Below are 22,958 nucleotides of genomic sequence, written 5' to 3' on the forward strand. Positions count from 1 at the left end.
CGCACGTCCTGCGGGCCGGGACGAAGGAACGGCCCCCGGCTCGAACACAGGAACTGCGAGGTAGGAGGAGCAAGCGATGACGTAACCCCATCAACAGGTTCCAGCCAAGGTCTGCGAGAGGATGAGACGAGATGGAGGTTCGGTCTTCCCGGCGCATGCGAACACTGGTGACCCAAATGGCCCAATCGAGGCCTGTCCGCTAATGAGAACGCACGCGCGCTGATATCCATGATGGCCCGGAGAGAATGCTCCAATCAAAGGCCGGATACATTGATGCAAGACCACTCACCACCTGATCGACGAACCTCTTGCTACGCACGGCCGGACCATACATTCGGGTCATGAGCGCCGTCTGGAAGGTCGGCCGGTTGCTTCCGGTCTACCCCGATAAGCCGACAACTGAGGACGTCGCCCGAACTTCGCATTCGGGCAGGAGCAGACGCGCCGAACACCGGGACGCGACTGGAGCCACCGGCTATGTCAGCTATCGTCAGTTCTGAGCGTCGGAGAATTGATCGGGATCAACCCGAAATCACAGTATTCGCCTACAGCTCCGGACCAGAAAGTCCGACCTCTCGCTCAGCGCGAAGGACATTGCCATAGAGACTGCTGATCCACTGCCTTCCGCTCGAGGTTACATTCAAATAGCGGATGGCAGTTTGGATGTGCGGTGCGGCCTTGGTCCAGTAGAACTGAGGATATTTGTACACCACGTCCGCGGGCGTGGCGTATCCGAGCGATTTGTTGAGTCCTATCTCCTCGAACTCGTAGAACAGCGCATTTGATTTCTTCATGTAGTTCGGATCGCCGAGCTGACCGATCAGGTCGGCGGCGCGAAGCAACAAACCTTCCTCTTCGTCAAGATCATCCTTGAGTTCGTTCGCTGATGCGTCTGCATAAGGAAAACGAGTGTATTCGATCGCTTGGGCAACGCGAGCAGCGTCAATTTCGTCAACTGCGTCAAGACGCTCCACGGCGAATAATTTTGAGCGGTCGACATGATAGGGCGCAAGCGCTGCATCGGAGGAGCCGATCGGCAACTCAACCGTTCGGCCGGTACCATCAACCACATAGGCACCGTCCTGGTCTCCGTGAACTATTCCCCGAACGTAGCCAATGTCGTGAAGCAGGCACGCCAGGATGAAGTGCGCATAGTCGCCAGCCGTCGTTGGCCTAAGAAGGGAGCGCCCTATCAGGATGTCGTGCCCCACCAGCGTGACCAACAAGGTGTGCTCGACGTTGTGGTAGAGCGCATCGCTGTTACCAATACATTCCAGGGCCAGCTTTGCTGCATAGGGGAGCAATTCCGGCAAGCTGGCGTGGGACGAGCCGAAGCGACCGCTTGTCTCCGAGATCAGGAACGCACCGAGCGCCTGGGACGTCAGTTCCGGGATCGTTATCATGAGCAATCTCTCACTTTGGTCGCCGAACCTTCAGGAGGCCTTCTGCAGGATCGGGAGGGAGAGGACGACCGTAGTAGTGTGAAGCCAAAGGATGGGTGATAATTGACTTAGATCAACAGCAGCGACGCCGGACTACGCGTGTGCCCAGTAGCGACTTCCGCTGAGGCTGGCCCGCAACTGGTTCAACCTGTTAGCGGCTTCTTCATATGCAAGTAATCTGGATTGAACTCACCAAGCCGTTGGAGCTCGCGCCAGTTTAGAACGATCAACTCGCCCTCGCGGAAATCCATGCTACCAGACGAACGCAACTGTTGAAGAGCGCGGTTGACCGACGCGATTGCCATGGCGAGCGTCTCCCCAAGCTGGGGCAACGTCAATGGGATCGAGCACCTGTTCCCCTTGTTGAGCTGGGAGAGGCGTGCCCGATAGAATACTTCGCAGAACAAATGCGCCATTCGGGTCGGCCTTGATCTCGCGCTGTTGTTCGTGATTGCTTCCCGGAAGATCGCGGCGTCCAGCAGAGTTTCTCTCCAGATGGCGATACCCAGCGAGGGGCGTCGTTCGAAGGCACCCAATATTTGTTTGTGCGGTATGAAGGCCACGCGCGCAGGACCAATTGAGCAAAGCGCATGGTCCATTCTTTCGATGAACAATCCCTGTGCATCGGGCAGATCGCCCGACATGTGAAAGGACAAGTATTGTCGACGCCCTCCTTTCAGCAGGTGATATCGGCCGACCATTCCCGACACGACCAGAACCGCGTGCTTCGGCTGGTCTCCCTGGCGAATAAAGTCCTGATCGGGCGACAGCTCTTTGGTCACAAACGAGAAATTGCAGATCTCCGCAATATCGTCACTCCGGAGCCGGGAATGCTCTTTCAAGTTCCGTATTAGTGTCTCATGGGGGTCCATAGCACTCCAGATTATGTTCGAGACCCGTATCACCTGATACGTCGGTGTGCTCCTCGCCGGTTAAACTCCATATGTCTCTCGAAGTTTCAATGATTGAGCCGTCAACCAGGAGAGTCATTTATCGGTGATGAGGTCGCCAGTTGCGCTTCCCCACCTTTAGGAGAAGGAGCAGCGCCTTGCCAATCAACCCGCTCATTTCTGCGAATATCAATTTGACGCCAGAGCAGCGGCACGTTCTTGAACTCGCCTTCAACCGGACGCTACGCAAGCTTAACCTGGTGGATCGCAACGATCCGATTTGCGAAATAGTCGCCCGCAAAGTCATTGAGATTGAAGCTACCGGCGTTACCAACGCGGTCGCGATCTCCGAGATCGCATTTAGACAGCTTTACCCTTCGTAATCGGGCCCGCTGGGGTCAATCGGGCCCGTTCGCTCCGGTCAAAGTGGCGTCCCGTTCACTCCTCACGGCCGACATCGAGGCACCAGGTGGAATTTGTCGCGATGCGGACGTGAAACGCGACTCACGAACAGAATTTCCGATTGAAGAAGCCGGACGCCCGAACCATTGCGCGCGCATCGGCGTAGTCGGGGATGACACCGATCTCATCTCTGTCTGATTTGCCGCTCCAGGCGCAGCGTATGCTCGCGCAGGGAATCGTAGATCGGTGCATTGCCCAGCAGCATGGGTAGCAGCATCGCCATGAAGCAGGCGCCCAGCATCGGCAGCAGCATCGTCACGTTACCGGTCATTTCGGCGACGAGAACGATGCCGGTCACCGGCGCGCGCACGACGCCGGTGAAGAGAGCGGCCATGCCCACCAATGCAAATGCTTCCGGCTGGATCGAGAGCGCCGGCAACGCAACGCGGCAAGCCTCTCCGAACAGCAGCCCGGACTGGGCTCCCAGCACGAGCAAGGGTGCGAACAGCCCGCCGGGCGTGCCGGCCGCGTATGAGAGAGCGCCGAGACCGAATCGGATCAGGAATGCGAATCCCAGGATCCCCGCATTCTCGTGGCCGATCAACGCGCGCTGCGTGATCTGATCTCCGCCACCGACCAGTTCGGGCGCGAACCAGGCCAATATGCCGACGCTTGCGCCGATCAATCCGGCGCGGAGCTCGATCGGCAGCCGTCCAAATCGGTCGCGAACTGCGATGGTCGCGAGCAGGGTGCGATTGTAGGCGACGGCCAGCAGACCCGCGACGCCTCCCAGAGCCAGGAACAGCGGGGCGGATTCAGCCCTGGGATAGCTCAGCGGTGCGACCTCGAAGTCGGGCGCGTCACCGAGCAGCAGCCGTGCGACCGGGATCGCCGTTGCCAGCGCTGCAAGGGCAGCGACGGCAACACGGTGCTCGAACCTCTGCACCAGTTCCTCCAGCACAAACACGAGCCCGGCAATCGGCGCATTGAAGGCCGTTGCAAGGCCGGCGCCGGCGCCGGCCGCGAGCAGCACCCGGGCATCCGCCCAACAGAGCCGGCAGAGGCGCGCGGCGAAAACCGCGATACCGGCGCCCATCTGGACGGTCGGCCCCTCACGGCCCAGCGCCAGTCCGGAGCCGATCGCCAGTATTCCGCCGAAGAACTTCACCGGCACCAGACCAAACGGAGCCGGTGGGATCTCTTCACGCAGGACAGCTTCGACATGCGGAATGCCGCTGCCCGAAGCGTGTGGCGAGAATTGCCGCACCATCCACGCGGCAACCAGGGTTGCGACGGCGCAAGCGCCGACGACGGTCAAGAACCCCCAGATTGCGTGGCCATGGGCCCAGGCGATCATCTCATCGCGCAGACCATCCGCACGCACGAGCAAAAGCCGGAAGATCGCCCCGACACATCCAGTCGCTGCGCCTACGATGAGAGCCATCGCCGCGAGCCCCAACAGGCTGCGACGTTCATCCGCGACTTGCCGCTCGTCGTCAGGGTTATGGTCCACGGCTGCTCGATGATCCCGAGGCCTTCGCAAGCGGCAATCTTTGCCGAAATCACCGGCGAATGTCCCGAAAAAATGTTCTGACTTGAAAGAACTGCCTCTCCGACCGACACGCCAGGACCTCACCCGATTGGACGTCGCAACCGATCCCCACGGACGTGCACCGTAACGCCGCGCTCGACCCGCGCCTCTTCCACGATCAGCGAGGGCGCAAACCGCTTGACCTCAGCGCCATCATGTAACATATAAAGTTACATGAGGCGAGACTCCCGTCTATCCGGCGTCCTCCACGTGCTGCTGCATATGGCGCAGCAGGCTGGGCCGTTCACGTCCGAGACGCTGGCGAAGGCCATGGACACCAACCCGGTGGTGATCCGCCGCATCATGGCGGGCCTGCGGGAGCTTGGTTACGTCCGCTCCGAGAAGGGGCATGGCGGCGGCTGGCGGCTTGCTTGCGATCTTTCGAAGGTGACGCTGCGCGATATCTATGCCGCGCTCGGCAGTCCGTCACTGCTGGCGATGGGTAACCGGACCGAGGCGCCGGGCTGTCTCGTCGAGCAGGCCGTCAATGCCGCGCTCGACCAGGCTTTTCACGATGCAGAGGCGTTGCTGCTGGCGCGCCTCGGCGAGGTGACGCTGGCGATGCTGGGCGATGATTTGCGCAAGCGGCTCGGGTCTCGAAAGATCCACCACATCAGCGCGCATGGCGCGTGAACGGCTCCATTCACCGGGACAACATCATGACCGACATTCAAGCCGCATTCTCGGATCCGCAATTCGTGGCTCGATATACCGAAGGGCCACGGCGGTTCGTGCCGGGCTATGACGCCATGCAGTCCATGGCGTCAATTCTGCTGGCCGAAAGCGTCCCCAGCGATGGGCAGGTGCTCGTCCTCGGCGCCGGCGGCGGCCTGGAGCTCAAAGCCTTTGCACAGGCGCATCCCGGTTGGCGCTTCGACGGCGTCGACCCCTCTGGGCCGATGCTGGCGCTGGCCGGGCAGACTCTGGGAGAACTCGCCCCACGTGCGCGCTTTCACCAAGGCTACATCGATGATGCCCCGGAGGGACCGTTCGACGGCGCCACCTGCCTCTTGACCCTCCATTTCGTGGATGTCGCCGAACGACGCCGGATCGCCTCGGAGGTCCGCCGCCGGCTCAAACCGCGCGCACCGTTCGTGGTCGCGCATCTGAGCGCGCCCGATGGAGAGAAGGAACGTCCGCTGTGGCTGGCGCGGTACTCAGCGTTCCTGGCCGCATCCGGTGTCGAGCCGGAGCAGGCCGCGGCCGCACAGGATGCCGTCAGCAACCATCTGCAGATTCTGGCGCCCGCTCACGACGAGGTGATCTTGCGCGAGGCCGGTTTCTCCGAGCCGACGCTGTTCTACACCGGCTTCGCCTTCCGCGGCTGGGTGGCCTACGCCTGAGGCAAATCAGCTGCACGGCTTTGCCGGGAGCTGGCGGTCTGCGCGGCGATTGTCAGCCTACCGTTTCGCTGTCTGCACAAAGCGGCGCTTCCGCCAAGCGGCTCGCTCGCGAAGCAAAGTCCTCGAACGCTGCGACCGCATCGCGCATGTTGTGACAGCCGCGACTGTCGAGCGAGGCATGAACGCTGAGGTCGAACAGCTCTATCCAGAACAACGGGCTGTCGGGCAAGCCCGCCCCAAGCGCTTCGAACATGCTGATCTCGCAATCCCCGACCCGCTCGAGCGCAACCGTCCGGGAGCCATGGGCGATATGGGGAATTCCGAGCAACGTTCCGTAACCTCGTAAAATCTTCACGTTGATGGGCGGCGCGGCGCCGTCACTGCTGGACATCAAGGCCATCGTAGCTTTCGGGGAAAGGGGCTGCCCCGAGAACGCAAGACCAGTCTCGGGGGCAGACAAGCGATTTAAGTCACACGCCTCCCGGTTTCTTGTTATCGTGAGCCAATAAGTTGATTTTTCATGCCGCCATCACGATAGGCGAGCCCAAGGAGCGAGGCCCGCAGCGGCAACGACGAAAGGGTTCGGTGTGCCGGCTGCCCATTCGCCCCATTTTGAAACAATGCCCAGTGCAACCGGCGGAATCGCCCGCCTGGTATGGGCACGCCTGCAGGACGCCGGCATCGAGGCGGACAGTCTGCTGTCCAGGGCCGGACTGACTCTCAAGCAGATCGAGGATCGCAAGGCGCGCCTGAGCGCCGAGAGCCAGATCAGGTTTCTGGAACTTGGGGCCGAGGCGTTGCAGGACGACAGCCTCGGCTTCCACCTGGCACGAGACTTCGACCTTCGTGAAATTGGCCTGCTCTATTACGTGGCAGCATCCTCCGGGACGATCGCCGAAGCCTTGGCAAAGGCCGAGCGCTATTGCCGTCTCGCCAACGAGGGGATTTCGCTGCGCTTCGCCGCGAAAGAGATGACGATCACGCTGAAATATGTCGGTGTGGAACGGCGCTCGGACCAGCACCAGATCGAATTCTGGCTGACCTCAATCATTCGCATGAACCGCACCCTGACCAATCGCCGCCTGATCCCGAGCCGACTCAAAATGGTGCATCGCCGTCGAACGACGCCCACAGAGGTCAGGTCGTTCCTGGGGTGCGAGATCGAGTTCGGGTCCGATGTCGACGAGATCGCTTTCCCGGTATCCGTGGGGCCGATGCCGATCGAAAGTGCCGATCACTATCTGAACGATTTGCTGGTGACGTATTGCGAGCAGGCACTCGCACACCGGAAATCCGGCGGAGTCCCGCTCAGATCGAGCGTCGAGAATGCAATCGCCCCATTGCTCCCGCATCGTGAGGCACGGGTCGAAGAGATCGCCCGCCGCCTGGGGATGAGCCATCGCACGCTGGTGCGGCGCCTCGCTCTGGAGGGATTGACCTTCAGCGGCATCCTCGACGAGATGAAGATCGACCTCGCCAAGAGCTATCTGAAGAACGATCAACTGCCTATTTCGCAAACCGCCTGGCTGCTCGGCTACGGAGAAGTCAGCGCGTTCACCCACGCCTTCAAGCGCTGGACCGGAATGACACCGAGGCAATGGCGCGCCCTGGACACCCCCGAACCGGACCACGACGCAGGCGACGGGCCAGCTCGTGAGCAGGTTTCCTCCGAGGGGCCCATCGCAAATCGCCGCGACCATCCCTAAATTGCCTCCATGAAGAAAATCGGATTTCTCTCCTTCGGGCACTGGACGCCCTCGCCGCAATCGCAGACCCGCTCCGCCAGCGACACGCTGCTGCAATCGATCGAGCTTGCGGTTGCGGCCGAACAGCTCGGCGCTGACGGCGCCTATTTCCGCGTCCATCATTTCGCGCGGCAGCTGGCCTCGCCCTTTCCGCTGCTCGCGGCCGTCGGTGCGAGGACGAGCAGGATCGAGATCGGCACGGCCGTGATCGACATGCGCTACGAGAACCCGCTCTACATGGTGGAGGACGCCGGCAGCGCCGACCTCATCGCCGGCGGCAGGCTGCAGCTCGGCATCAGCCGCGGCTCGCCCGAGCAGGTGATCGACGGCTGGCGCTATTTCGGCTACCGGCCGGCCGAAGGCCAGAGCGACGCCGACATGGGCCGACGCCATGCCGAGGTCTTCCTCGACCTGTTGCGCGGCGAAGGCTTTGCCGAGCCCAATCCGCAGCCGATGTTTCCCAATCCGCCGGGGCTCCTGCGCATCGAGCCGCATGCGCCGGGCTTGCGCGAACGGATCTGGTGGGGCGCCGGCTCGAACGCGACCGCGGTGTGGGCGGCGCAGCTCGGCATGAACCTGCAGAGCTCGACGCTGAAGAACGATGAGACCGGCGAAGCCTTTCACGTGCAGCAGGCCGCGCAGATCCGTAGCTATCGCGCCGCATGGAAGGAAGCCGGCCACACCCGCGAACCGCGCGTGTCCGTCAGCCGCAGTATCTTCGCGCTGATGGACGATCGCGACCGCGCCTATTTCGGCGGCGAGCGCGGCGGCGAGGACCAGATCGGCTTCATCGACCCGCGCACGCGCGCGATCTTCGGACGGAGTTATGCGGCCGAGCCGGATGTGCTGATCGAGCAGCTGCGGCAGGACGAGGCCATTGCGGAAGCGGATACGTTGCTGCTGACGATTCCGAACCAGCTCGGCGTTGCCTATTGCGCGCATGCGATCGAGGCGATCCTCAAACATGTGGCGCCGGCGCTGGGGTGGCGGTAAGGCGGGCCATGCTGATCGACCTTTGGTCGTGATTGACTTCAACCACCACCCAGTTCAATGATGTCCCCGGGGACAATTGGAATCGATTTGAGGCTGGAATGCGTGGGGTGGTGGGGATCTTTGCCGTGGCCATGTTGCTTGCGGGGTGCGCATCGGGGCAGCTGGGTGGCGCGGCTCTGACTGACAACGTCAAGTCAAATACGGCACGCTTGGTGGTCTATCGCTCGTCGGCCCTGGGATTTGCGGTCATGCCCAACTACGCCGTCGACGGACGCGTGATTGGCGGCAGCCAGGCTGCGGGTTTCGTGTCGTGCGACCTGCCTCCGGGCCGGCACGAGGTCGCCGTCAACAATCTGCCGCTGAGCAGCAATCTGTTCGGGCAGGGAAGCGAGAAATTGAGCCTCGATTTGCGCGCCGGCAGCACCACCTATCTTTCCGCCCAGCCGCAGATGGGAATCGTGACGCCCGGCGCAATCACGCTGATCCAGGTCACGGAAAGCCAGGGCCGCGCCGATGTCGCCAGCTTGCGTCAGAGCACAGGCTCGTGCGGCAAGGCCTGAGCCGGACGACTCAAGACGCGGATGAAACGTTTCATCCTGAACATCATCCTGCGCCTCGGTCGCTACGCCGTGCTTCCGGCCGTCGCGCTGGCTTGCGTGATCCTGGCCGTTTGGCTGGTGGCGATGGACCGCTACACGATCACCGCGCTGGTCACGGCGCCTGTCGTGTTCTCCATTTTCCTGGGCGCGCTGGCGCTCACGATCGGGCTCCTGCTCCTGCCCTCGCGCAAGCATCGGGATTTTGAGGCCGACGAGGCGATCGCTCCAGGCCTTTGGGCGATGTGGAGGGAGCTCGATCGCAGCTTCGCCCGATCGCGCCGCACCCTGCTGATCAACACTGAGTTCAACGCCTCGATCGGCGAAGTGAGCCGGTACGCCGGGCTGTTCGGGCAACACGTCACGATGACCGTCGGCTTGCCGATGCTCATCGTTCTGGACGAGCGCGCGATTCGCGCCGTCGTTGCCCATGAGGTGGCGCACGCCCAGCTTCGGCACACCTCGGAAGCATCAACCTCGCGGATTTCATCGCGGCTTCGGAGAATGTCTTCCTCTACGCCGATCCGGAATGGACCATCACCGGGCGCATTGTTCGGGCGCTGCTCCATTCCATGCTCGAATGGCTCGAGAAGGAGTATCGCGCGCTATCGCGGGAGAACGAGCTGGGCGCCGATCTCGGTGCGGCCGAGCAGGTTGGCCTCGGCGAAACCGCGCGTGCGCTGGTGCTGACGGAAGCCTGCGGAACGCGTCTCATCGATCTCGTGTTCGCCCCTCTGGAAAAAGAGGTGCTGGGCGCAATCAATGCGCCGCGGCCGCCTTTCGAACGGATCGTCAAGCAGCTCGCGGATATCAGGGCGCCGGAGCCGATGGCCGCCGCTGCCGTCGCGGGTTTGAGCCGCGAGCATGATCCCGATTCGACCCATCCGCCTTTCGGCAAGCGGCTCGCCAACCTCGGATACACCGACATTCCCGAGATCGACGAGATCAGGACATCCGCCATCGACCAACTTCTCTCACGGGACGCAGCCAAAGATCTCCCCGCCCGCTTCGACGGGGAATGGCGGAAGAAGGCGCAGGAGTGGGTCAGCGTCGGCAGGTGATCGCGGCCGAAACCTGAGCAACTGCCCCGGGTCGCGCCGTCATGTGGCGCGCCCGGTTTCTCTCGCGAGCCGATATTTGCTTCGCGCGGCAACGCTCTATTCCTCACGACCTGCTGCCCGACTTGCTCGGGCAGCCTTTGTGTCGCCAGCCGGTTCAGCCGCCGCTCAGGCTGTGGCTGATGCGCGTCACGATGCGGTCCCATTGCCGCTTCTCCGCCGCGGGATAGTTGATCAGCACGCAGTGAACGTAGCCCCGTGAGAAGCTGCAGCGGTCATACCAGATCGCGTCGCGCTTGACGCTGGAGACCACGAAGAACCCAGGCGTGATCCGTTTATAGATGATGCCAGGCGGTGGACTCTTCCTGGCCAGGAACTCGGCCGGCGAGAGGCCTTGATCGGGAACGGCCTGCACCGTCAGATCGGCGCGGCCGTCCGACGTGCGAAACCGCTCGCCGTATCCGTCAGGCTTCCCGGCCGGCTCGCTGAAAATCGAAACTGGAACGTCGACCGCCGTTCCGGATTCCGCGATCCGGTAGGTGGTCCAGCTCTCTGCCCGGGCGACGGACGATGCCGCGCAGAGTGCAACGATCACGGCAGCTGTGATCTTCATGTCGGCCTCATCAGTGGCGCGGCGCCAATTGCAACTCCATCAGGGCGATCCTCTGCAGGGTGGCGGGGTCACGTTCACCCGAACCCGCCGTGCGCAGGATGGACTCGGCGAGTGCATTGACATGCGCGGAATGCACGGGCTCCGGCAGGGTCGCAACCGCAGCTTCCAGTGCGGCGGTCATCAATTCGATCACCTCGGGAGGAAATGCGACGTTGGAAAGGTTCTTCATCGTGCGGACCCGCTCCCTTGTGCGAGCCGCCATTCAACGCCGGGAAAAAATGGAAGTTCCTTCCAAGCCGGCACGCGATGACCCATCTCGCACCTTCGAGGCTGCGACGAAACACTGCACCGGGCGCAACCGAACCGTTTTCGCAGTGAGGCATTGAGTGTGGTCGTGAAAATGGGATTGGCGCGGGCCGCCTCGCGCGTGGTCTCGCTGCGTCCACTCCTCTGCGGCGCCGCCACGCCGATTGCCCTCTCGCGTTCCAGCGCACCGAAGGGAGCCTCTCATGCCGACCAAGCCGACTATTGCGCGCATCTGGCGCGGCCGTACCCGCCGCGATGTCGCCGACGCCTACCAGGCTTATCTGCAGGCCGAAGGGATTCCGCCGCTGCTGGAGACAGCCCTGGGCGTGCAGCAGTTGCGCGAGGACCGCGCCCAGGAAACATGGTTCACGACCATCTCATACTGGGCGGACGTCGCGGCGATGACGGCGTTCACCAAGGGAGAGCCGGGCAAGGTCCACCATCTCGCACGCGACCCGGAATTCCTGATCGAGCTGCCGGAGCGGATCGAGATCCACCGCATTCTTATCGACGAACAGGGGTTGCGCTGAATCCCATGCGCAGGCAGGAGCCTGCGCATGGGACGATTGCCGATGCCGCAGTGCTCAGCTGATGTTCAACAGGATTCGCCCCGACTCGCCGCTGCGCATCAGATCCAGCGCGTCATTGACGTCGTCGAGCGCGAACTCGTGCGTGACGATGCCGCGGTAACTGACTTTGCCGGCCTCGTCGAGGCGGACGAGACGCGGGATATCGCGCGCCGGCTGGCATTGCCCGCCTTCCGAGCCCTTCAGCACTTTCTCGAAGTGCAGGGGCAGCGTGTAGATCTCGACCTTCTCGCGGGGAACGCCGACGAGGATGCAGCGGCCTTTCTTGGCGGTGACCTCGTAGGCGAGCTCGATCAGTCTCCTGACGCCGGTGGTCTCGACGACCTTGTCGGGTCCGTCAGCCCCCGTGATGGCGCGAACCGCGGCGGCGACGTCCGCCACCGCATCAGAGTTGACGGTATGGGTGGCGCCGAACTGCTTCGCCATCTCCAGCTTGTTGTCGAGGCGGTCGATCGCGATGACCGGATGAGCGCCGACCATCGCGGCGAATTGCACGATGTTCAGGCCGACACCGCCGACGCCGAACACGACCACGGCTTCGCCGATGGCAATCTGCGCATCGTTGTTGACGACGCCGAGCGCGGTCGTCACCGCGCAGCCGAGCAGCGGCGCACTGGTGCGGTCGATCGAGGCCGGCACCGGCGTGACGCGATTCTCCGACACCACGGCATAGTCGTTGAAGGTGGTGACCCAGCCCGCATTGAGGCGCTTGCCGCGCCAGGAATAGACCGGCGTGTTGGACTGGATGCCCTTGCCCGGCCGCCAGTGCATCACGACGGTGTCGCCCTCCTTGCAGGAGACGACGCCGGGCCCGGTCTCGACGATGGTCGCGAGCGCTTCATGCCCCAACAGATGCGGCAGGAACTTGTCGACGCCCTTGACGGCGTCGATCTCGTTGATCTGCGCGCCGCAGATGCTCGAGGTGTGCACATGTGCGAGCACCTGGCCGTGCTCGAGCGTATCCGGCAGGGTGAACTCGTCGACGATCAGCGGCTTGCCCGATTCGACGAGAATCGCAGCCTTTGCAGTCTTGATATCCATGAGGCGCGCCCGGTCACTCGAAATAGATGAATTCGTAGTCGCCGGTGTAGCCGAGCTTTTCGTACAGCCAGATCCATTCCGAGGTGTGCAGGATGGACTCCGCCGTCAGCGCCCAGCATTCGAGGTTGTGCAGCTCGGCGACGTTCCGGTAGCCCTCGACCATGACGTATTTGTTCTTGCCGACCCGCTCGATCTCCTTGAGCGCAGCATCGAGCTCGTAGAGCCTGAGATTGTGCAGGGTACCGAGCGAGATGACGAGGTCGAAACTGTCGTCGCCATAGGGATAGACGTCCTGGGCACGATAGTTGAACAGATACGGCCTCACCTGCTCGTGCGCATGCGCAAGACCATGCTTCGAGATGTCGAAGCCGGTGACCTTCAACCCCGGCAGGATCTTCTGCATCTCGTAGAGCAGGAAACCCTTGCCGCAGCCGACGTCGAGCACGCTGGAGCCGTCCTTCAGGCCGTAGGTCTCGATCAGCGCCTTGGCGACCGGCGCCCAGCGCCCCTCGATGAAGCGGTAGCCGCCATAGCCGAAGCGGCGGTCGCCATCCCAGTAATCGGCCTCGTATTCCCGCGCCTTCAGCGAGCAGCCGATCTTGTCGTCGTTCATGCGGCCCATGTAGTCGCGCTTGGTCGCAGTATGCAGTGGCGTCACGATATTCAGCAGTCGTCCCATTGAGCCCTCGGATTCCGTCACGCGCTGTCTTGAGGCCCTTGGGAGGCCCTGCGTCGTGAATCGCGACTCAACCCTAGCACTTTCGCCGAAGGCCATCGTTGTTTCAGATCAATGATCATGCCGCGCCGTGCGAGCAAGGGACGGCGTCCGCACGCTGGCCGCGCTATCGGCAAAAGAATCTCCCGACTGAAGGCACTTGTCGCCAGCGCGACGCCGGAGGAATTCGGCCCGGCCGCCGCGCGGCCATCCGGCACCGCGATGGCGATCGCGGTGCCGGCAAGGCTGGCCGGTTCTACGAAGATTTCGCCAAGCTCGCGTCAGGCCAGGTCACATAAAACTCCTGACCATGGATCGACCCGAAGGCCTGTCGAATGCCTTGCGCCTGGATCTCAAAGTAGAGCTTCTTGTTGTTGATGCCGCCCCAGCCCACGCCGCCGAGGAGGTTTCCGCCGCTATAGATATCGTAGTCAAACGACTCGTAGCCGATTTCGGGCACGTCGCTTGCCCGCTGGATCTTCAACGTTCCGTTGGCAAGCGCGTCGTTGAAGCCCGGTAGATCCTTCCAGCTCTCCATGCCGAACTGGAGGACCGTTTGCTCAAAATCCGCCTGGCTCAATTCGACGCCGTCAACGCGCACCGCCGCATCTGCGCCGAACCTCGCCAGGTATTGGGCTTGATCCGCCGGAAGCTCGGAGAGCTTCATCATGCGCGATTCGACAAGGCCTTCGCGCGCGCGAGAGAGAGTGACAGCCCCGCCAGCAGAGCTCCCTCCCTTCGCCGCGGCAGCCTTTCCGTTGACGAGCGCGTCGATCTTCAACAGCGCGTCAGACACGCCCGGCGCCAAGCGAGACGACACGGCATTAACATGCGGGATAACGTTGATGGGACTCGCTTCGGGCTCGGCAACCGTCTGAGCGTTGGCAGCTTTCAGGATGGTGAGCGCGGTCGCGCCGACGGAATTGATGGCAACCATATGGCCTCCTGGTCTGTGTCACCTGGACGGCCGCCAATCATTGCCGGGTCACAAGCAGGGGACTGGCCTCATGCCAGTCGTCACGATAGCAGCCGCGCGTTGATCAGTTTTCAACCAGCCGGCGGACGTATCGGCCAGGACACCATGCCGGCGTTGACATGGCTCCCGGTCGCACTCGCGGCTGATCAACCTCTAGGCGCGAAGCCGAATCAGTACTCGCAGGGTAACGGCTCTGGTCAAGTGCGCGCAATCTGCGAAATTGCAAGTCAGCCCCCGGCTGAGCCGCATCCGCCTGCTACTGCACCTCGATGTTCGCGTCCTTGACCAGCTTGCGCCAGCGGTCCTCCTCCTGCTGGACATAGCGGTCGAGCTCGTCCGGCGCGCTGCCGACCATGATGAGGCCCTCGTTGGCCTCAAGCTGCTTGAAGGCACCGGACTTGACGGCCTTTGCGACCGCCTGATTGAGGCGCGCAATCACCGGAGCGGGCGTCTTGGCCGGCGCGTACAATCCGTACCAGGACTCGGCGGCGTAGCCGGGCACCCCGGCCTCGGCGACAGCAGGCAATTGCGGGAACGCGGCCGAACGTTCGGCGGACGTGACGGCGAGCGCCCGGAGCTGACCCGCAGCCACCAGCGAGGCCGCGCTGGCCACGGTGGTGAACATCACGTCGATCTGCCCGCCCAGGAGATCGCTGATCGCAGGCGCCGCGCCCTTGTAGGGCACCGCCGTCATCTTGACCTTCGCCATGGCGTTGAACAGCTCGCCGGCGAGATGGGCCGAGGTGCCGGTGCCGAACGTCCCGAAATTCAGCTTGCCCGGGTTGGCCCTGGCTTCAGTGATCAGATCGGCGATCGAATTGATTTTGGAAGCCGGGTTGACGACGACGATGTTGAAGGATCGCGCGATCAGCGAGACCGCCGCAAAATCCTTGTGCGGATCGAACGGCAGCTTGTTGTACAGGCTCGGATTGACAGCGTGCGCGAAGGTCGCCATCAGCAGCGAATAGCCATCGGGCTCGCTGGTGGCCACCGTCTGGGTTCCGATGATGGTCCCGGCGCCCGGCTTGTTCTCGATGATGACGGATTTGCCGAGATCCGTCTGGATTTCCTGCGCCGTCGTTCGCGCGATGATGTCGGTCCCGCCACCGGCTGCGAACGGCACCACGATCTTGATGATCTTTTCGGGATACTCGGCCCGCGCCGGCGCAACACCAAGCCCCGCGACGACCGGCAAGACGGCGCAGGCGAGGATGGCGAGGTTCAGCCAGCGCCGCACGGCAAAACCCTTCCCGCGAGCGCCGTCGTGATTGATGATTTCGCCAATGGCCATCTGGAGCTCCATCCGGTTTTGTTCAGACATTGAGAACGACCAATCCGTCGGCCGCCTTCACACCCTGGCCCGCCGGCAGCACGAAGACCGGATTGATCTCGGCCTCGACGAGGCGATCGCCGAGCTGCGCAACCATGCGCGAGAAATCGACGACCGCGGCAGCGAGCGCCTCGACATCGCATTTCGGCCGGCCCCGAAAACCATCCAGCAACGGCCAGGTGACGAGATCGCGCGCCATCGCGCGAGCCTCGGCCAGGCTGAGACCGCCTTGCGGCGGAAGCAGCCGCATCGTCGTGTCCTTGAACAGCTCGGCGGCGACACCACCCATTCCGAGCAGGATCGCCACGCCCAGGGGATCCCGATGCATGCCGAGAATGATCTCGACGCCGCCTGAAATCATCTCCTGAACCAGGAATTGGTCGGGCCGCTTCCCGGTCCTGAGCGCGACCTCGTCGGCCATCGCCGCCAAGCGGCCGCCAATCGTCTCGGCCGTCAGATTGACCGCGACGCCGCCGACGTCGCTCTTGTGCGCGATCTCGCGCGAGAGAATCTTGAGCACGACGGAGCCGCCGAAGTCGCGCGCCACCTGCTCCGCTTCTTCAGCCGTTGCGACCACCTTCTCCGCCACGGTCGGAACACCAAAGCGGGCGAACAACGCCTTGGCCTGTGCCTCATCCAGCGATCCTGCCGGGACGTCGCTGATGTCGACCGTCGTCTCGATAGAGACGGAGGTCTGGACCTGTTCCGGCATTGCGGCCTGCAACAGCCCGTCGAGCGCAGCGGCGCAGCTCTCGGCGGACGTATAGGCCGGGACGCCTTGCCGGGTGAGGACGGAGACCACGTCGGGCGCGTAGGGACTCACATAGGCAATGACGGGCTTGTCGCTGAGCGGCAGGCAGTCGTGGATGGCATCGGCCATCAGAGCCGGCGATCCCACGGCGGACGAGCCGGCAATGACGACCAGCGCATCGTAGGAGGGGCTTGCGAGCAGGATGCGGATAGCGCCGCGCAGCAGATCCGGCTGCAGGCCGGCCAGGGTCACGTCGATCGGATTGCGGTCGAGCATGGCGTGCGATCCCGATTGCAGGGCGCGCAGTTGCGCGGCCGTCTCCGCATCGGGTGCGGGCGTTGCGAAGCCTGCCATGCCCAGGCTGTCGGACACGATCGTGCCAGCGCCGCCGGTCGAGGTGAGGATCGCCACGCGCCTGCCGGAGAGCTTCCGTCCCGCCGAAAGGGCTGCGGGAATGTCGAGCAGGTCTTCGAACGTCTTCGCGCGGATCACGCCGAGCTGCCTGAACAAAGCGTCATACATGCGGTCGGAGCCCGCAAGCGCCCCCGTGTGCGATACGGCCGCCTTTGCCCCCGCCTCCGATCGCCCGATCTTGAAGGCGACAACGGGCTTGCCGGCGCGCCGCGCCTTGAGCACCGCCTCGCGGAAGCGGGATGGATTGCGGATCGCCTCGATATAGAGCGCAATGACCCTGGTCGCGCCGTCGTCGGCGAGAAAGTCGATGAAGTCGGCGAGTTCGAGATCGGCTTCGTTGCTGGTCGACACCAGCTTGGACAGCCCGACTCCGCGCGCCGCGGCGCGCGACAGCACGGCGCCGAGAATGCCGCCGCTTTGCGAGACCAGCCCGATCGGACCTGCCGGGAAGCGGTCCATCGCCAGCGCGCCTGAGGCCGACAGCACGATATTGTCGGTGAGATTGACGAGGCCGATCGTGTTCGGCCCGAGCAGGCGCATCGATCCGGCGGCTTGCATGAGCTGCTGCTGGCGCGCGGCGCCTTCCGCCCCGGTTTCGGTGAAGCCGCTGGCGAGAACGATCGCCGCCGCAGTGCCGCGCTCTGCCAATTCGCGCACCGCGATGTGCGCCCGCTCCGCGCCGAGCAGGACAATGCCGACATCAGGCACATCAGGCAGCGAAGCAACGTCGGCGTAACATTTGAGACCGCCGATTTCTGCGACCTTCGGATTGACGGGATAGATCGCACCGGCAAAGCCGTGCTTCCTAAGATAGGACACCGGCCGCCCCGACGTCTTGCTCGGGTCCGCGGACGCGCCGATGATTGCGATGCTGCGTGGCCGGATCAGGCGTTCGATCGCGTTCATCGCTCAATCCTTCGACGAGGATTGCGCGAGGAACGCCGTCACGGCGTCGCGATGCTCCGCGCTGGTGTAGCAGATGGCCTGCGCCTGGCTGCCGAGATTGAAGATATCGTGCGCGGAATGCTCGAAGGTCTCATTCAGGATCTTCTTGCTTAGCGCCAGCGCGGTGGGAGATCCCTGAGCCAGCTCGGCCGCCCAGGCCTGCGCAGCCGGCAGCAGCTCGGCCGCCGCCACCTTGCGATCGACGATGCCGAGCGCGAGCGCTTCGTCGGCCTCGACGACGCGCCCGGTGAAGATCAGCTCCTTTGCCCTGGGAAGCCCGACCCGGCGCGGCAGGAAATACAGGCCGCCGCCGTCGGGGATCAAGCCGCGCTTGATGTAGGACCAGGTGAACTTCGATCGTTCCGTGCCCATGACGAAGTCGCAGGCGAGCGCCGTGTCGGCACCGAGGCCGGCCGCGGCGCCGTTGACGGCGGCGATGGTTGGCTTCGGCAGGCCCAGCAGCAGCGATTGCACGTGATGCACGCCCTGCTGCCGGCTCCAGCCGTTGAATGCGACTTCCCCCTGCGGCGCCTCGAGCCGGCGCTTCATGCCGCTGATGTCGCCGCCGGCGCAGAAGGCGTTGCCGCGCCCCGTCAGCACCAGGGCCTTGATCGCCTTGTCGCGCGACACGGCTTCCAGCGCGCCGGCGAACTCGGCGCGCATCTCGTCGCTCATGGCATTGCGCCGTTCCGGGCGGTTGAATGCGACGGTCGCAACGCCGGCTTCGACGGAAAATTCGATGAGCTGATAGGGCATGGCACGCTCCGTGGTTGGCGTCGGATCGATCACCGCTACGCATCGCGGATATCGCAAGAATCCGCGCAGGCTCCCGAATGCCGATTTCAGGCGCTGCCGTTTCCTCGTCGAGCCCGTGCGTAGCCAGGCATTCTTCTTTCCGGTGCCTATAGCGGCTTGCACCCGCCCGAACATCCCCTTAATTCCACTTAGTGGAAATGCGTAAGGAGGCTGGTTTGGCGCAGGCGCGCAGATATGCGGGCGGGGTCGATGGCAACCGCTCGCTCGAAAGAGGCATCGAAATCCTCCGGGCGTTCCGGCCCGGCGTCGACACGCTGGGCAACGGCGAGATTGCGGAGCGAACTGGCTTGCCGCGATCGACGGTCAGCCGGCTGACACGGACGCTGGTCAATTCCGGGATGCTCGACGAAGTCCGCGCCGAGCGGGCCTACCGCCTTGCCGCATCCGTCATCAGCATCGGCCACGCCATGCGGACGGGATCACCCGTGCTCAACGCGATCGGCCCGATGATGCGGGCAGAATCGGCCAAGCGCCGGCTGAACGTCGGGTTAGCTACCGCTGATAGAACCATGATGGTTTACCTGGAGTCGATCCGCTACAGCCCGCGCGCGGCGCTGCGCAACGTGGTTGCCGGCCAGCAGGTGCCGATGGAGCTGACGTCGCTCGGTCGCGCATACCTCGCCGGCATTGCAGAGACCGAGCGCGAGCGGTTGCTGAAACTGTTCAAACGGCGCAGCACTGCCGCCACGAAGGCGCTGCTTGCCGACGTCAGGAGATCGATCGCCTCCGTCGAGTGCGACGGCTATTGCGCGGTGTCGTGGCAACCCGCCGTTCTTGCCGTCGCAACGCCGATCGTGCTGGACGGGCTTCCGGTCTACGCACTCAACATGAGCCTGCAGAATGTCGACCGGTCCGATGCGCTGGCGAACGAGATCGGCTCGTACCTCAACGCCTTTGCGGCCAAGTGCAAGGAGGTACTGGCGAGCCGTTGACGTGGAGACCGAAACCGCGATCGGAACGACGGTCACACGCGGCGGTTGGCCGAGCGGCGCCCCCGGTTGAATTCATGAGGTATGGCATATTATGCCATAAGCGCCAGCCTGTTTTGAATGACGAGGCACGCACGGCCGGCCGGACGGACGTCAAGCGGTCGCACTAAGGCTGGGCACTGCAGCAATCGTCGCCTTCAGTTGGTCGAGACGCGTGTTGATGAGGATTTCATAGTCACCGAGGGAAATAGAACGGTCCTCCGCTCGCAACAGGCCGCGAGAGACCGGCACCAGAAGATCTCCCGGCCGGGAACCGCGCAGTGCGTTCAGCGCCGCGGGGTCTCCTCCCTGCGGCCCGAGCCCGGGAGCGAGTATGATTGCGTTTGGCAGCAGCAGGCGGAGCCGCTTTCCTTCCTGTGGCGCCGTCGTTCCGATCACTGCTCCGACGGGACTGAGGCGTGAGTCCTGCTCGCAATCCCTGCCAATTGTCGTAATCAAATCGGCGAGCCGATCTGAAACAAAGCGATTGCCTGTCATTCGATCCTGCAGCCAACCGGCACCGGGATTGGACGTGCGGCACAAAACGAACAGGCCTTTGCCAAATCTGCGAACGCATTCGAGGAATGGCTCCAACGTATCGGGACCCATCATGGGATTGATGGTCAAGCAATCAGCCTCAAAATCACCGCTGCCCCCAGCGTCTGCCGGCGTGAGATAAGCGCGCGCATAGGCGGCTGCGGTCGATCCAATATCTCCCCGCTTGGCATCAAGAATGACACCCATGCCGGCCGCACGTGCCCGCTTCATCGCAAACGACAGGGCACTCAATCCGGCAAGGCCGTAGGCCTCGAAATACGCTGACTGGAATTTGACGAAACCGATTCGGCCGATGGTGGCTGAAAGGATGAAATCGAGATAGCGCAGCAGCCAATCATTGCCGCCATCGTCTGGTTCGAACTCGGCGGGGACGTCCGGAAGATAGGGATCAATACCCAGAACGATCTCTCCGTAGGAGAGGACATTGCCTTCAACGATGTTGGTCCAGGTCCTGCCTGACATCCATCAACCTCCACAACGCTTCTTCGGATAGCTGATCGCCCGACCCGGGTCTACATGGATGCGACTATTGTCCCCGAGTTGGGTTTACGACGCCATTGAGGACCGACAAGCGTCTCGAGCAAATCCTATCGGCCGTCCTCCATCGCCGGAAAGAGCGCGCCGAGCGCCGAACGACGCATATCGCCGAATTGCGCGAGCGTACGGCCGAAGCGGAAGCCAAACTCAAGCTCTCTACGACGCCATCGAAAACGGCGTCGCTGACGTCTCCGATCCGCAGACCGTTACAGTTTTCCATAGACGCGCCCGGCGACCGCCTTCAGGCGCTCGACCGAGCCGGACTCCGGATGCGGCTTGACCGGCGCGAACAGGATCGAGGCCTGCCTGCCGTTCTTCCAGACATAGATGGTGACGGCGTTGCCGTTGCCCTTGGTGCAGGAATGCTCGCCGAACGCTTCACTGCCGAGCTCGGGGATCGCCACGTGTTGGCACGGGCCCGCGCGTTTCATCATGCCCATGACGGTGTTGCGCGAGATGTCGATCACCGCGACGGTCATGGTGTTGGCCTCGCGATCGAACATCATGCAGCTGCCCGCGCCGGTCCGCTGCACCGTCAGCGTGCTGTCGTCGAGAAAGCCGTCGGCATCGGCGGCCGTGAGCCATTCGCAATTGCCGAACCGCTCGCTGCTCCTGCTCACGCTGGCGATGGCGACGCGCGCGGCTTCGGTGAGCGGTCGGAGCAGCGCATCGTCGGCACGCCGGCCGATCGGATAGACGGTGATCTGCAGAATGTAATCGCCGGACAAGGCGACGACCGAGGCCTCCTGGCGCTCTGCGCCGGCGGCGGTCGTTCCGCCCTGGCCTTCGTCACCGATCCCGGACACCGCGTTAAGCGGCATGCGCTCGCCAAGCGTCTTGACGAAGGTCGCGTACAATTCCCTGGCGCGGTCCTTGTCGGGATTGCGGAACACGGACAGCATCATCGTGTCGCCGCGCCCGGCCTGGTAGATGCAGCCGCGACCGTCCTGATTTGAAATCAGCGACCATTTGAGCGCCGGCATCGCACCGGCGAGCTGCTGGGCGCTGATGAACGGGCAGCTTTCCGCCGCGTGCACGGGAAGCACCGGAACGGCTGCGATGGCAAGGAACAGAATGAGGCAGGAGATCAGACGGTCGATCGTACGCATGGGACAACTTACTACCGCAAATGACGCGCCACGGCCAATGAAGGTGGGCACTATTGATTCGCCGTGGCGCTATGATGAATCTCGCCGACCCGCGCACGGCTATCCCGCCGCGACGAAGCTTACCCGGGTCTTCGCACGTAGAGCGAGATAAACCGGTCGATCATCGGGTTGATCTGCTCCGGCACTTCCAGCGACAGGAAATGCCCGGAGCCGACGGCTTTGGCCGTGACCAGTTGCGGGCACAGCGCCGCAAAACGATCCAGATCCGCGAGCCGATGGGCCGCTTCGATGTAGAGCACCGGGACCCGGCACGCCTGCGCGCACTCACGCGCCCGATGCACATCCCAGGGGAACAGACTTGTAAACGTGGATACCAGCACATGCTGTGGCGTCGCCAGAAAGGTCTGTTCGACATGGGCGCGGCATCTGTCGGTCGGCAGACAGGAGTCCGCCACGATTTTCCGGACCTCGTCCGCAAAATCCGCACCCTTCAAGCCCTCCAGTATCCGGCGAACACGGTCCCTGCCGAGGCAGGGAAGAGCACCCCTGAATCGAGCAGCACCAGGCCTGCAGGAAAGTCCGGATAGCGGGCGGCGATTTCGAGGGCCATGTTGCCGCCCATGCTTTGACCCACGATGACCGGCTTCGTGATCTGCTGTCGGTTGCACAGAAAGACGAGATCATCGGCGAAGCCTTCGATCGAATACGCCTGTTGCGGCTTGTCGCTCTCGCCATGTCCCCGCAGCTCGGCATTCAACGCCCGACCTTGACGGGCGAAATATTCCATTTGTGGCGCAAAATGGGTGCGATCCCCGCCCAGGCCATGGACGAACAGGAATTGAAGCGGTCCCGCCCCGGCGATGTCGAACGACAGCTGGATGCCGTCATGCGCGAGTTTCATGGGTCATCTCCATATTCACCGACATGTCCAGGCGTCTCTGGCGAGTACCTAGTCTAAGTGACGCGCCACGGCCGATAAAGATGGGCACTCCGGTTCGCCGCGGTGCCTGAAATGGCGCGCCCTTCAGAACAAAATCACGAACTCATATACAATTGAAATTCCTCGTCATTTTGCAGAGCACCAATGACGCGATGGTCGTCGGCATCGATTTTCCGCCCCCAAGCGCGCCTCGCAACTTCCCGCGCCATGACGGCCGCAGAATGCTAATATCGTGAAGGCCGCAAGACCGATGATGTCGCCGAGGCGACTGAAACGCGGTCGAGAAGATGCG

The 22,958-nt window shown here is 63.2% G+C and carries 26 protein-coding genes; 10 read left to right on the plus strand and 16 right to left on the minus strand.

From position 1 onward, the window contains the following. Positions 1 to 545: 545 nt before the first annotated feature. Positions 546 to 1,403: an HD domain-containing protein gene (locus tag IQ16_RS39090; protein ID WP_018646754.1), complete on the minus strand. Its 858-nt coding sequence runs from the start codon at positions 1,401 to 1,403 to the stop codon at positions 546 to 548. Positions 1,404 to 1,585: 182 nt separating this feature from the next. Continuing rightward, positions 1,586 to 2,314, minus strand: a complete 729-nt coding sequence (locus IQ16_RS39095) for a Crp/Fnr family transcriptional regulator (RefSeq protein ID WP_018646755.1) — start codon at positions 2,312 to 2,314, stop codon at positions 1,586 to 1,588. Positions 2,315 to 2,490: 176 nt separating this feature from the next. Here IQ16_RS39095 and IQ16_RS39100 point away from each other — a divergent pair, with 176 nt between their 5' ends. Continuing rightward, positions 2,491 to 2,715, plus strand: coding sequence for a hypothetical protein (locus IQ16_RS39100; RefSeq protein WP_035667676.1), 225 nt, complete (start codon positions 2,491 to 2,493; stop codon positions 2,713 to 2,715). A gap of 203 nt (positions 2,716 to 2,918) precedes the next feature. Here the strand turns inward: IQ16_RS39100 and clcA are convergent, their stop codons facing one another. After that, complete coding sequence (gene clcA / locus IQ16_RS39105) at positions 2,919 to 4,370, minus strand: H(+)/Cl(-) exchange transporter ClcA (RefSeq protein WP_244636030.1); 1,452 nt, start codon at positions 4,368 to 4,370, stop codon at positions 2,919 to 2,921. 129 nt (positions 4,371 to 4,499) lie between these two features. On the opposite strand from clcA, the gene IQ16_RS39110 reads away from it, so the two are divergent. Continuing rightward, entirely contained in the window at positions 4,500 to 4,958 is a 459-nt protein-coding gene (locus IQ16_RS39110) for an Rrf2 family transcriptional regulator (RefSeq protein WP_018646759.1), read from the plus strand. Positions 4,959 to 4,984: 26 nt separating this feature from the next. After that, entirely contained in the window at positions 4,985 to 5,668 is a 684-nt protein-coding gene (locus IQ16_RS39115; protein ID WP_026312576.1) for a class I SAM-dependent methyltransferase, read from the plus strand. A gap of 52 nt (positions 5,669 to 5,720) precedes the next feature. On the opposite strand, the gene IQ16_RS39120 is transcribed toward IQ16_RS39115, so the two are convergent. Further along, a complete protein-coding gene (locus IQ16_RS39120; protein WP_244636033.1) occupies positions 5,721 to 6,059 on the minus strand; it encodes a hypothetical protein in 339 nt (112 codons plus the stop codon). A gap of 229 nt (positions 6,060 to 6,288) precedes the next feature. Here IQ16_RS39120 and IQ16_RS39125 point away from each other — a divergent pair, with 229 nt between their 5' ends. The 5 genes from IQ16_RS39125 to IQ16_RS46980 all read left to right on the plus strand — a co-directional run bounded on the left by IQ16_RS39125 (position 6,289) and on the right by IQ16_RS46980 (position 10,063). Then, positions 6,289 to 7,374, plus strand: coding sequence for an AraC family transcriptional regulator (locus tag IQ16_RS39125; RefSeq protein ID WP_018646762.1), 1,086 nt, complete (start codon positions 6,289 to 6,291; stop codon positions 7,372 to 7,374). A 9-nt stretch (positions 7,375 to 7,383) separates the two neighbouring features. Next, the gene (locus tag IQ16_RS39130) at positions 7,384 to 8,406 is read left to right on the plus strand and encodes an LLM class flavin-dependent oxidoreductase (protein WP_018646763.1); all 1,023 of its coding nucleotides are present in this window, start codon (positions 7,384 to 7,386) and stop codon (positions 8,404 to 8,406) included. Positions 8,407 to 8,504: 98 nt separating this feature from the next. Further along, a complete protein-coding gene (locus tag IQ16_RS39135) occupies positions 8,505 to 8,966 on the plus strand; it encodes a DUF2846 domain-containing protein (RefSeq protein ID WP_026312577.1) in 462 nt (153 codons plus the stop codon). A 21-nt stretch (positions 8,967 to 8,987) separates the two neighbouring features. Beyond that, entirely contained in the window at positions 8,988 to 9,692 is a 705-nt protein-coding gene (locus IQ16_RS39140) for a M48 family metallopeptidase (RefSeq protein WP_244636035.1), read from the plus strand. Continuing rightward, complete coding sequence (locus IQ16_RS46980; RefSeq protein ID WP_244636037.1) at positions 9,686 to 10,063, plus strand: hypothetical protein; 378 nt, start codon at positions 9,686 to 9,688, stop codon at positions 10,061 to 10,063. Before IQ16_RS39140 ends, IQ16_RS46980 begins: the two co-directional genes overlap by 7 nt. A 154-nt stretch (positions 10,064 to 10,217) precedes the next feature. Here IQ16_RS46980 and IQ16_RS39145 read toward each other — a convergent pair whose 3' ends face one another. Both IQ16_RS39145 and IQ16_RS39150 read right to left on the minus strand, forming a co-directional pair. Beyond that, positions 10,218 to 10,673, minus strand: coding sequence for a hypothetical protein (locus IQ16_RS39145; protein WP_018646766.1), 456 nt, complete (start codon positions 10,671 to 10,673; stop codon positions 10,218 to 10,220). Positions 10,674 to 10,683: 10 nt separating this feature from the next. Beyond that, on the minus strand, positions 10,684 to 10,902 hold the full coding sequence (locus IQ16_RS39150) for a hypothetical protein (protein WP_020608070.1): 219 nt from the start codon (positions 10,900 to 10,902) through the stop codon (positions 10,684 to 10,686). 280 nt (positions 10,903 to 11,182) lie between these two features. On the opposite strand from IQ16_RS39150, the gene IQ16_RS39155 reads away from it, so the two are divergent. Continuing rightward, complete coding sequence (locus IQ16_RS39155; protein WP_018646768.1) at positions 11,183 to 11,509, plus strand: hypothetical protein; 327 nt, start codon at positions 11,183 to 11,185, stop codon at positions 11,507 to 11,509. A 54-nt stretch (positions 11,510 to 11,563) separates the two neighbouring features. Here IQ16_RS39155 and IQ16_RS39160 read toward each other — a convergent pair whose 3' ends face one another. The 6 genes from IQ16_RS39160 to IQ16_RS39185 form a co-directional block, all read right to left on the minus strand. Further along, a complete protein-coding gene (locus IQ16_RS39160) occupies positions 11,564 to 12,607 on the minus strand; it encodes a zinc-binding dehydrogenase (RefSeq protein WP_018646769.1) in 1,044 nt (347 codons plus the stop codon). A 13-nt stretch (positions 12,608 to 12,620) separates the two neighbouring features. After that, the gene (locus IQ16_RS39165) at positions 12,621 to 13,286 is read right to left on the minus strand and encodes a class I SAM-dependent methyltransferase (RefSeq protein ID WP_026312578.1); all 666 of its coding nucleotides are present in this window, start codon (positions 13,284 to 13,286) and stop codon (positions 12,621 to 12,623) included. Positions 13,287 to 13,578: 292 nt separating this feature from the next. Next, complete coding sequence (locus IQ16_RS39170; RefSeq protein ID WP_018646771.1) at positions 13,579 to 14,259, minus strand: hypothetical protein; 681 nt, start codon at positions 14,257 to 14,259, stop codon at positions 13,579 to 13,581. Positions 14,260 to 14,554: 295 nt separating this feature from the next. After that, complete coding sequence (locus IQ16_RS39175) at positions 14,555 to 15,589, minus strand: tripartite tricarboxylate transporter substrate binding protein (RefSeq protein ID WP_035667696.1); 1,035 nt, start codon at positions 15,587 to 15,589, stop codon at positions 14,555 to 14,557. 22 nt (positions 15,590 to 15,611) lie between these two features. After that, on the minus strand, positions 15,612 to 17,699 hold the full coding sequence (locus IQ16_RS39180; protein WP_018646773.1) for an acetate--CoA ligase family protein: 2,088 nt from the start codon (positions 17,697 to 17,699) through the stop codon (positions 15,612 to 15,614). 3 nt (positions 17,700 to 17,702) lie between these two features. Further along, positions 17,703 to 18,494 (minus strand): enoyl-CoA hydratase/isomerase family protein, encoded by a 792-nt coding sequence (locus IQ16_RS39185; RefSeq protein WP_026312579.1) that lies wholly within the window; start codon positions 18,492 to 18,494, stop codon positions 17,703 to 17,705. Between the two features lie 215 nt (positions 18,495 to 18,709). On the opposite strand from IQ16_RS39185, the gene IQ16_RS39190 reads away from it, so the two are divergent. Continuing rightward, positions 18,710 to 19,486 carry an IclR family transcriptional regulator gene (locus IQ16_RS39190; protein WP_018646775.1) on the plus strand — a complete coding sequence of 259 codons (777 nt, stop codon included), beginning with the start codon at positions 18,710 to 18,712 and terminating at the stop codon, positions 19,484 to 19,486. A 150-nt stretch (positions 19,487 to 19,636) separates the two neighbouring features. Here IQ16_RS39190 and pyrF read toward each other — a convergent pair whose 3' ends face one another. From pyrF to IQ16_RS46990, 4 genes are all read right to left on the minus strand, one after another. Further along, positions 19,637 to 20,542, minus strand: coding sequence for an orotidine-5'-phosphate decarboxylase (gene pyrF / locus IQ16_RS39195; RefSeq protein WP_018646776.1), 906 nt, complete (start codon positions 20,540 to 20,542; stop codon positions 19,637 to 19,639). Between the two features lie 281 nt (positions 20,543 to 20,823). Next, on the minus strand, positions 20,824 to 21,726 hold the full coding sequence (locus tag IQ16_RS39200; protein ID WP_026312580.1) for a hypothetical protein: 903 nt from the start codon (positions 21,724 to 21,726) through the stop codon (positions 20,824 to 20,826). A 119-nt stretch (positions 21,727 to 21,845) separates the two neighbouring features. Beyond that, a complete protein-coding gene (locus IQ16_RS46985; protein WP_244636038.1) occupies positions 21,846 to 22,220 on the minus strand; it encodes an alpha/beta fold hydrolase in 375 nt (124 codons plus the stop codon). Then, positions 22,217 to 22,627 (minus strand): alpha/beta fold hydrolase, encoded by a 411-nt coding sequence (locus IQ16_RS46990; protein WP_244636039.1) that lies wholly within the window; start codon positions 22,625 to 22,627, stop codon positions 22,217 to 22,219. Before IQ16_RS46990 ends, IQ16_RS46985 begins: the two co-directional genes overlap by 4 nt. Between the last annotated feature and the right edge of the window lie 331 nt (positions 22,628 to 22,958).

The sequence above is a fragment of the Bradyrhizobium huanghuaihaiense genome (assembly GCF_007830635.1).
GTDB classification, from domain to species: domain Bacteria; phylum Pseudomonadota; class Alphaproteobacteria; order Rhizobiales; family Xanthobacteraceae; genus Bradyrhizobium; species Bradyrhizobium huanghuaihaiense.

Coding starts and splice junctions, on each gene's coding strand:
- IQ16_RS39090 (WP_018646754.1), bottom strand. CDS start 1,403: ATGATAACGATCCCGGAACTGACGTCCCAGGCGCTCGGTGCGTTCCTG.
- IQ16_RS39095 (WP_018646755.1), bottom strand. CDS start 2,314: ATGGACCCCCATGAGACACTAATACGGAACTTGAAAGAGCATTCCCGG.
- IQ16_RS39110 (WP_018646759.1), top strand. CDS start 4,500: ATGAGGCGAGACTCCCGTCTATCCGGCGTCCTCCACGTGCTGCTGCAT.
- IQ16_RS39115 (WP_026312576.1), top strand. CDS start 4,985: ATGACCGACATTCAAGCCGCATTCTCGGATCCGCAATTCGTGGCTCGA.
- IQ16_RS39120 (WP_244636033.1), bottom strand. CDS start 6,059: ATGTCCAGCAGTGACGGCGCCGCGCCGCCCATCAACGTGAAGATTTTA.
- IQ16_RS39125 (WP_018646762.1), top strand. CDS start 6,289: ATGCCCAGTGCAACCGGCGGAATCGCCCGCCTGGTATGGGCACGCCTG.
- IQ16_RS39130 (WP_018646763.1), top strand. CDS start 7,384: ATGAAGAAAATCGGATTTCTCTCCTTCGGGCACTGGACGCCCTCGCCG.
- IQ16_RS39135 (WP_026312577.1), top strand. CDS start 8,505: ATGCGTGGGGTGGTGGGGATCTTTGCCGTGGCCATGTTGCTTGCGGGG.
- IQ16_RS39140 (WP_244636035.1), top strand. CDS start 8,988: ATGAAACGTTTCATCCTGAACATCATCCTGCGCCTCGGTCGCTACGCC.
- IQ16_RS39145 (WP_018646766.1), bottom strand. CDS start 10,673: ATGAAGATCACAGCTGCCGTGATCGTTGCACTCTGCGCGGCATCGTCC.
- IQ16_RS39150 (WP_020608070.1), bottom strand. CDS start 10,902: ATGAAGAACCTTTCCAACGTCGCATTTCCTCCCGAGGTGATCGAATTG.
- IQ16_RS39155 (WP_018646768.1), top strand. CDS start 11,183: ATGCCGACCAAGCCGACTATTGCGCGCATCTGGCGCGGCCGTACCCGC.
- IQ16_RS39160 (WP_018646769.1), bottom strand. CDS start 12,607: ATGGATATCAAGACTGCAAAGGCTGCGATTCTCGTCGAATCGGGCAAG.
- IQ16_RS39165 (WP_026312578.1), bottom strand. CDS start 13,286: ATGGGACGACTGCTGAATATCGTGACGCCACTGCATACTGCGACCAAG.
- IQ16_RS39170 (WP_018646771.1), bottom strand. CDS start 14,259: ATGGTTGCCATCAATTCCGTCGGCGCGACCGCGCTCACCATCCTGAAA.
- IQ16_RS39175 (WP_035667696.1), bottom strand. CDS start 15,589: ATGGCCATTGGCGAAATCATCAATCACGACGGCGCTCGCGGGAAGGGT.
- IQ16_RS39180 (WP_018646773.1), bottom strand. CDS start 17,699: ATGAACGCGATCGAACGCCTGATCCGGCCACGCAGCATCGCAATCATC.
- IQ16_RS39185 (WP_026312579.1), bottom strand. CDS start 18,494: ATGCCCTATCAGCTCATCGAATTTTCCGTCGAAGCCGGCGTTGCGACC.
- pyrF (WP_018646776.1), bottom strand. CDS start 20,542: ATGTCAGGCAGGACCTGGACCAACATCGTTGAAGGCAATGTCCTCTCC.
- IQ16_RS39200 (WP_026312580.1), bottom strand. CDS start 21,726: ATGCGTACGATCGACCGTCTGATCTCCTGCCTCATTCTGTTCCTTGCC.
- IQ16_RS46990 (WP_244636039.1), bottom strand. CDS start 22,627: ATGAAACTCGCGCATGACGGCATCCAGCTGTCGTTCGACATCGCCGGG.